At 63.1% G+C, this 5,827-nt stretch carries 8 protein-coding genes and 1 pseudogene; 7 read left to right on the top strand and 2 right to left on the bottom strand.

The window, feature by feature from the left end; all coding sequences use genetic code 11:
• Positions 1 to 119 precede the first annotated feature (119 nt).
• The 3 genes from ACSSV8_RS19860 to ACSSV8_RS19850 all read left to right on the top strand — a co-directional run bounded on the left by ACSSV8_RS19860 (position 120) and on the right by ACSSV8_RS19850 (position 2,127).
• The gene (locus ACSSV8_RS19860; protein ID WP_454283632.1) at positions 120 to 581 is read left to right on the top strand and encodes a hypothetical protein; all 462 of its coding nucleotides are present in this window, start codon (positions 120 to 122) and stop codon (positions 579 to 581) included.
• Positions 582 to 668: 87 nt separating this feature from the next.
• Positions 669 to 1,049 carry a head decoration protein gene (locus ACSSV8_RS19855; protein WP_454283631.1) on the top strand — a complete coding sequence of 127 codons (381 nt, stop codon included), beginning with the start codon at positions 669 to 671 and terminating at the stop codon, positions 1,047 to 1,049.
• A gap of 55 nt (positions 1,050 to 1,104) precedes the next feature.
• Positions 1,105 to 2,127 carry a major capsid protein gene (locus ACSSV8_RS19850; RefSeq protein WP_454283630.1) on the top strand — a complete coding sequence of 341 codons (1,023 nt, stop codon included), beginning with the start codon at positions 1,105 to 1,107 and terminating at the stop codon, positions 2,125 to 2,127.
• Between the two features lie 58 nt (positions 2,128 to 2,185).
• Here the strand turns inward: ACSSV8_RS19850 and ACSSV8_RS19845 are convergent, their stop codons facing one another.
• On the bottom strand, positions 2,186 to 3,031 hold the full coding sequence (locus tag ACSSV8_RS19845; RefSeq protein WP_454283629.1) for a PGN_0703 family putative restriction endonuclease: 846 nt from the start codon (positions 3,029 to 3,031) through the stop codon (positions 2,186 to 2,188).
• A gap of 15 nt (positions 3,032 to 3,046) precedes the next feature.
• Between ACSSV8_RS19845 and ACSSV8_RS19840 the strand changes: the two genes are divergently transcribed.
• Together ACSSV8_RS19840 and ACSSV8_RS19835 are read left to right on the top strand one after the other, a co-directional pair.
• A complete protein-coding gene (locus ACSSV8_RS19840) occupies positions 3,047 to 3,361 on the top strand; it encodes a head-tail joining protein (RefSeq protein WP_454283628.1) in 315 nt (104 codons plus the stop codon).
• Positions 3,362 to 3,367: 6 nt separating this feature from the next.
• Positions 3,368 to 3,988: a DUF6441 family protein gene (locus tag ACSSV8_RS19835; RefSeq protein WP_454283627.1), complete on the top strand. Its 621-nt coding sequence runs from the start codon at positions 3,368 to 3,370 to the stop codon at positions 3,986 to 3,988.
• A 70-nt stretch (positions 3,989 to 4,058) separates the two neighbouring features.
• On the opposite strand, the gene ACSSV8_RS19830 is transcribed toward ACSSV8_RS19835, so the two are convergent.
• Positions 4,059 to 4,373 carry an HPF/RaiA family ribosome-associated protein gene (locus ACSSV8_RS19830; protein WP_454283626.1) on the bottom strand — a complete coding sequence of 105 codons (315 nt, stop codon included), beginning with the start codon at positions 4,371 to 4,373 and terminating at the stop codon, positions 4,059 to 4,061.
• 132 nt (positions 4,374 to 4,505) lie between these two features.
• Between ACSSV8_RS19830 and ACSSV8_RS19825 the strand changes: the two genes are divergently transcribed.
• Positions 4,506 to 4,874, top strand: coding sequence for an acyl-CoA transferase (locus ACSSV8_RS19825; protein ID WP_454283625.1), 369 nt, complete (start codon positions 4,506 to 4,508; stop codon positions 4,872 to 4,874).
• Between the two features lie 29 nt (positions 4,875 to 4,903).
• A pseudogene (locus ACSSV8_RS19820) lies at positions 4,904 to 5,733 on the top strand (IS3 family transposase); the annotation flags it as partial.
• Positions 5,734 to 5,827 lie beyond the last annotated feature (94 nt).

The following is a 5,827-nucleotide window of genomic DNA, read 5'->3' as shown; positions in this document are numbered from 1 at the left end:
TGATCTCCTTGGCGGTGCCAGCCGCCGGTTGGGTGGGTTTCGTTCACCCGGAGATTACGCCACCTTCAAATTTCCACCACCTTCGCGACACGACCACCCAACCCAGACAGGAGGCAATCATGGCCACCGAGAACGACCCCGTCGACAGCCCGCAAGACACCGAGATCGGAGTGACCGATATTGACGATGGTGAAACCGATGCTGCCGATGACCTGCCCACTACTCGGGTCCCGGCCCCCGCTGCACCTCACGCTTCCTCTTCTGCGGCACCTGACCCAGAGCAGACCGCCACGCAGACCAGCAACCTCGCCGAGCTCTCGGCGCAGCTTCGCGAGGCGGCGGCGGAGATCGCAGAGATCGCGGCGCAGGCAGGCCGCCTTGGGATCACAATCGACGCGGCCAAAGCGCTGCGCGACGGCACCGCACCCGAGGCGTTGCGCAGGCTGGTGCTGGAGCGCGCCAGCGCCGCTGCGGACGCCCGAGATATCGTCGCCGCACCGCCGTCGTTGGTCCTGCCGCTGGCAAAGGAAAGCCCAATCGTCGCAGCTGCGAAACGCGCAGCCGCTTCACCGCGCGGTTGATACCACCGACCAGCCAACTGGACTGCCCTCTCTCCCCCGCCGCATCGGCGGGGGATTTCCTTTGACCCCTGACACAGGAACCCCGCCATGACCGTTCTTCATCAACCCGCCACAACGGGCGATGTCCTCAAATACGAGGTCAACCCGAACTTCACCCGCGAGACCGTCACATTGCTGGCAGGCACCGCCTATCCGGTCGGCGCTGTGCTGGGCAAAATCACCGTAAGTGGCAAATACAAGCTCGCCACCTCGGGCGGTTCGGACGGAGCCCAGACGGCTGCGGCCGTCCTGCTTTATGCCGTCGATGCCACGCTGGCTGATGCCGTCGGCATTGTCGTCGCACGCGGCCCCTCGATCGTGTCGCGCGCAAGCCTCGCCTATGACGCCACCGTCGATGATGCGCCCAAGATCACCACCAAGCTGGGCCAGCTGGCGGCCCTCGGCATCATCGCGCGCGATACGGCCTGATCTGGTCGCGCGTTCTTCCGTCCTGCCCATCCCCTCTCTTTCCCCGGAGTTCCCCATGACCATCACCCGCAACCCGTTCGACGCGGGCGGCTATTCGCTCGCTGACATGACGCAGGCCATCAACATCCTGCCCAACCTTTACACCCGCCTCGGCCAGATCGGCCTCTTCCGCTTCGAAGGCGTCAGTCAGCGCTCCATCGTGATCGAACAGCGCGAGGGCGTCCTAAGCCTCTTGCCCTCGGTCCCGCTGGGCGCGCCTGCCACCGTTGGCAACCGCGAGGCCCGCTCGATGCGCTCCTTCGCCCTGCCATGGATCCCGCATGACGATGTGATCCTGCCCGCTGACATTCAAGGCATGCCCGCGCTGGGCCTGTCCGACGCCGCCGACCCGCTGGTCGAGGTGATGAACCGCAAGCTGACGCTGATGCGCCGCAAGCATGCCCAGACCCGCGAGTACATGGAGATGAACGCGCTGCGCGGCATCGTGAAGGATGGCGCGGGCACCACGCTTTACAATTACTTCGCCGAATTCGGGCTGGAGATGATCTCGGTCGACTATGTCTTCGGCACGGCCGGCACCAACATCCAGGGCAAGGTCCGCACGACCCTGCGCGCGATCGAGGACAATCTGCTTGGCGAGACCATGACCACCGCCCATGCACTGGTCAGTTCCGAATTCTTCGACAAGCTGATCAGCCACCCCAAGACCGAGGACGCCTACAAGTTCTTCTCGGCCACCGGTGGCCAGCCGCTGCGGGAGGACATGCGCCGCGCCTTTCCGTTCGCGGGCATTCTCTTCGAGGAATACAACGGCTCGGTCACCCTCTCGAACGGTACCTCGGAGCGACTGATCCCGACGGGCGAGGGCATCGCGTTTCCGATGGGCACGTTTGATACCTTCACCACCTATGGCGGGCCCGCGAACCTGCTCGAGACCGCCAACACCATCGGCCTGCCGCTCTATGCGCGCCAGATGATCGACGCCAAGGGCCGCTGGATCGACCTGATGACCGAGGCCTCGATCCTGCCAGTCAACAAGCGTCCGCGGCTGGCGATCCGCCTGCACAGCTCGAACTGAGGTCTAGCGCATGCCGTCGGGTTTGGCACTGGTCCACGATCGGATTGAGTGTTGCGGGTCAGAGAGTGACCTCATACCGGGCACGCAGGTCTTCGATATGCCGGGCCAAACAGTCTTGTTGCCCGGCAACCTTCAAAGACGACCACAGTTCCGGATAGCTCATCGCCCTGAACACCGGCGTCGCCCCAGCGACCCGCTCCGCGAAAGCCGCGACCTCTCGTCTGTGATCAGCGAAAATGGGGCTCGCTGACGGGTTGGCAGGCTCCCAGAACAGATACAGCAGGGTCGCCGGACGTTCGCCGAAGGTTCCAGCAATACCGAAAGCATGCTTGATCAGCTGCGCAGCATCCAGCCAGCGATAGCTGTCAGGTGCATCCGTGAGTCGAAGCATCTCTCGAAAATAGCCCTGTTCGCGCCGTCTGCCCTGAATTTGTTCCGCGTATGCGGGCGAAAACCTGGCGCGGTGCGATGTGAGATACTCCGTCAGTTTCGACTCGATCCCGACGACGCCGCTCTCTCCGGAGAGCAGCACATCGAGGTTCGGTGGCGTACCGCGCCGAAGGCCTGTCGGACACTTCTGCTCGAAGGCAAGTGTCTCGAACCGACTGTGGTCCGCCAGGGCAAGTTCGCCAATGCGCCGTCGAAAAGGTGCAAAGGCGTTTACGGCAAGCGCCGATGACGAATGCAGGGCGCGAAACTTGGTCTTCAACTCGTTGCCGCTCCCTGCACCGAGGTCAGCCTCGAAATCCTCCGGTGACACCATTGGCAGAAGGATGTCGCGGAAATCAGCAGCGTAGCCCTTGTCGTCGAGCACCACTGAGGGGCGTTGGCAGGAAAAGGCGTCTTGAAGAGCCGTGAGTGCCCGGTTTCGGATCGTGCCAGCGGAAATGGATTTGTGATTCATGAAAGCAGTATAGCCGTGACCAGCATATTTGCAGCCGCCATCGACAACCTCTTCGCCGATCCGAACATCGCCCGAGATGCCATCTTCGTCGCGGACGGTGGCGCGCCCCAACTCATCCGCGTGGTCCTGCGCCGCGCGGATGATGTCACGGGCTTCGGCGATGCGCGTATCTGGTCGGAAACCATGCGTGTCGATCTACGCGTGGCCGAGGTGCCAGCGCCGCGCCCGGGCGACCGGATCGAGATCGACGGCGAAGGTTTCAACATTCAGGGCGAGCCGGTACGCGACCGCGAACGGCTGGTCTGGACAGTCAATCTGAGCCCGGCGTGACCTGCAGTGAAACTGAAACTCGACCTCTCCCCCGACATCGTTGCGATGATGGCCGCCGAGGTCGCGGCAGGCGAGCGCGCGGTCTCCGCCGCGATCCGAGAGGCTGGAACCAGCCTCAAGACCGCCTGGCGGGGCCAGATCACCGGCGCAGGGCTGGGCACGCGGCTCGGCAACTCTATCCGCCTCGCCAGCTTCCCGAAGTCCGGAGACAGCCTGAACGCGGCGGCGCTGGTCTGGTCGAACGCACCGGTGATCGTCGGCGCGCATGACACGGGGCCGCTGATCCGGTCGAAAGACGGGTTCTGGTTGGCGATCCCCACCCCTGCCGCCGGGAAAAGCTCCAAGGGTGGCCGGATCACCCCCGGTGAATGGGAGCGCCGCACAGGATTACAGCTGCGGTTTGTTTTCCGTCGTCGCGGGCCGAGCTTGCTGGTGGCGGAAGGGCGGTTGAACACCAAGGGTCGCGCGGTGGCGTCCAGATCGAAAACCGGGCGTGGCAAAGTCACCGTGCCGATCTTCCTGCTGGTGCCACAGGTCAAACTGCGCAAGCGGCTGGATCTGGCGCGGGATGCCGAGCGCGCTGTGGACGGGGTGCCGGGGCGGATTGTGGCGAAGTGGGTAGACTGATGGCGATCATTGGCGAGGACGATTTGGGGATACTGATCGCACCTCCGAACCCCTGCATCATTTACGAGCCTCAGCGCCGTCCCAGTTTGCCGAATTCGCTGTCCAGCAGGGCGCGGATTTTTTTCGCCGCGCCGCGCAGAGCCGCGTCCACATTGGCGTCATTGTGGGTGATGGTCTGCGGCTGCATTCCCTCGGGCCGCGCTTCGACGGTGCAGCGAATATCGTCTGCCCCTCCCTTGGCGCCGTTCACATCGGCCAGATGCACCTCGATCCGTGACAATCGGTTGGTCAGATGCCCCAGCGCGGACGTGACCAACGTTTCGGCCACTTCGACCAGCCGGTCATCGCCTTGAATATTGGCATCGGTGTTCAGTTGGAACTGCATGTCGGTTCTCCTTTGTGTGAACACCTACCATAAAAAACCAGGAAGATGACAGATCCAGCGCAAGTCCACCTGCGCGATAAATGAAAACGCCTGCGCCCTGATAGCGTGAGCGAGGACACGAAGCCACCGGCAATGCCCACTACCCGAGAAACCGTCCTCGCCGCGCTGCACGCGCAGCTGCAGCCACTTGCCGCCCTTGTCCTGCGCGATGAGGTGCTTCCCGAGCGGTTCCCGGCAGCAGGGCTGATCATCCTGCGCGATGGCCAGCCGGGCGAGCCAGAGGTAACCTTGTCGCCATTGCGCTACCATTACCAGCATCGCGCCGAGCTGGAGGTCGTCGTCCAGGCGGGCACCGGTCGGGCCAGCTCCTTTGACACCCTGATCGCCAACATTGGCGCAACACTTGAAGCCGACCGCACCCTCGGCGGCCTCTGCGACTGGGTTGAACCCGAAGCCCCCGCCTCGGTAGAGGTGGTCGCAGAAATTCGGACCAGTTGTTAAGGTGGATCGCATGACGAGAGAGACGATCCATGATGACGAAGAGAAAAATGCATACGCCTGAGTTCAAGGCGAAGGTCGCGCTTGAAGCGATCCGAGAAGAGATGACGCTGGCCGAGCTGTCGAAGAAGTATGGCGTGCATCCGAACCAGATCAGCACCTGGAAGCGCGCGGCGATCGAGAATGTGGCCACGGCCTTCACCCGGCGGGGCGCTGATCCCGGGAAGGGGAACGAGGCGGAGATCGAGAAGCTGCATTCGAAGATTGGGCAGCTGGTGGTGGAACGGGATTTTTTAGCCAATGCCTCGGTTCAACTGCTCGGGACGCGAGGCAAAAAATGGTGAGCAAGGATCATGAGCTGAGCCAGCGGCGTCAATGCACGCTGCTGCAGCTGTCGCGCTCGACGCTGTATTACCGGCCCAGGGGCGAAAGCGCCGAGAATCTGCGGTTCATGGAGATCATCGACAAGCAGTTCCTGGAAACCCCGTGGTATGGCTCTCGCCAGATGGCGCGGCACATGAAGCGGCAGGGTCACGAGTGTGGCCGCCACCGTGTGCGCCGCTTGATGCGTCTGATGCGGTTGGTGCCGATCTACCAGGAGCCCAACACCAGCAAGAAGCACCCGGCGCACAAGATCTACCCCTACCTGCTGAAAGGGCTGGCAATCACCCGGCCCAACCAGGTCTGGTGCGCCGATATCACCTATATCCGGATGGAGCGGGGCTTCTTGTATCTGGTGGCCATCATGGATTGGCACAGCCGCAAGGTTCTGGCCTGGCGGTTGTCGAACACGCTTGAGGCGGATTTTTGTGTCGCGGCTCTGAAAGAGGCCCTGGCCGAATACGGCCCGCCGGAGATCTTCAAGGTCGTGTCGCGAAGGTGGTGGAAATTTGAAGGTGGCGTAATCTCCGGGTGAACGAAACCCACCCAACCGGCGGCTGGCACCGCCAAGGAGA

This window comes from Roseovarius sp. MBR-79 (assembly GCF_053628555.1).
This window is presented reverse-complemented; position numbering and strand designations above follow the sequence as displayed.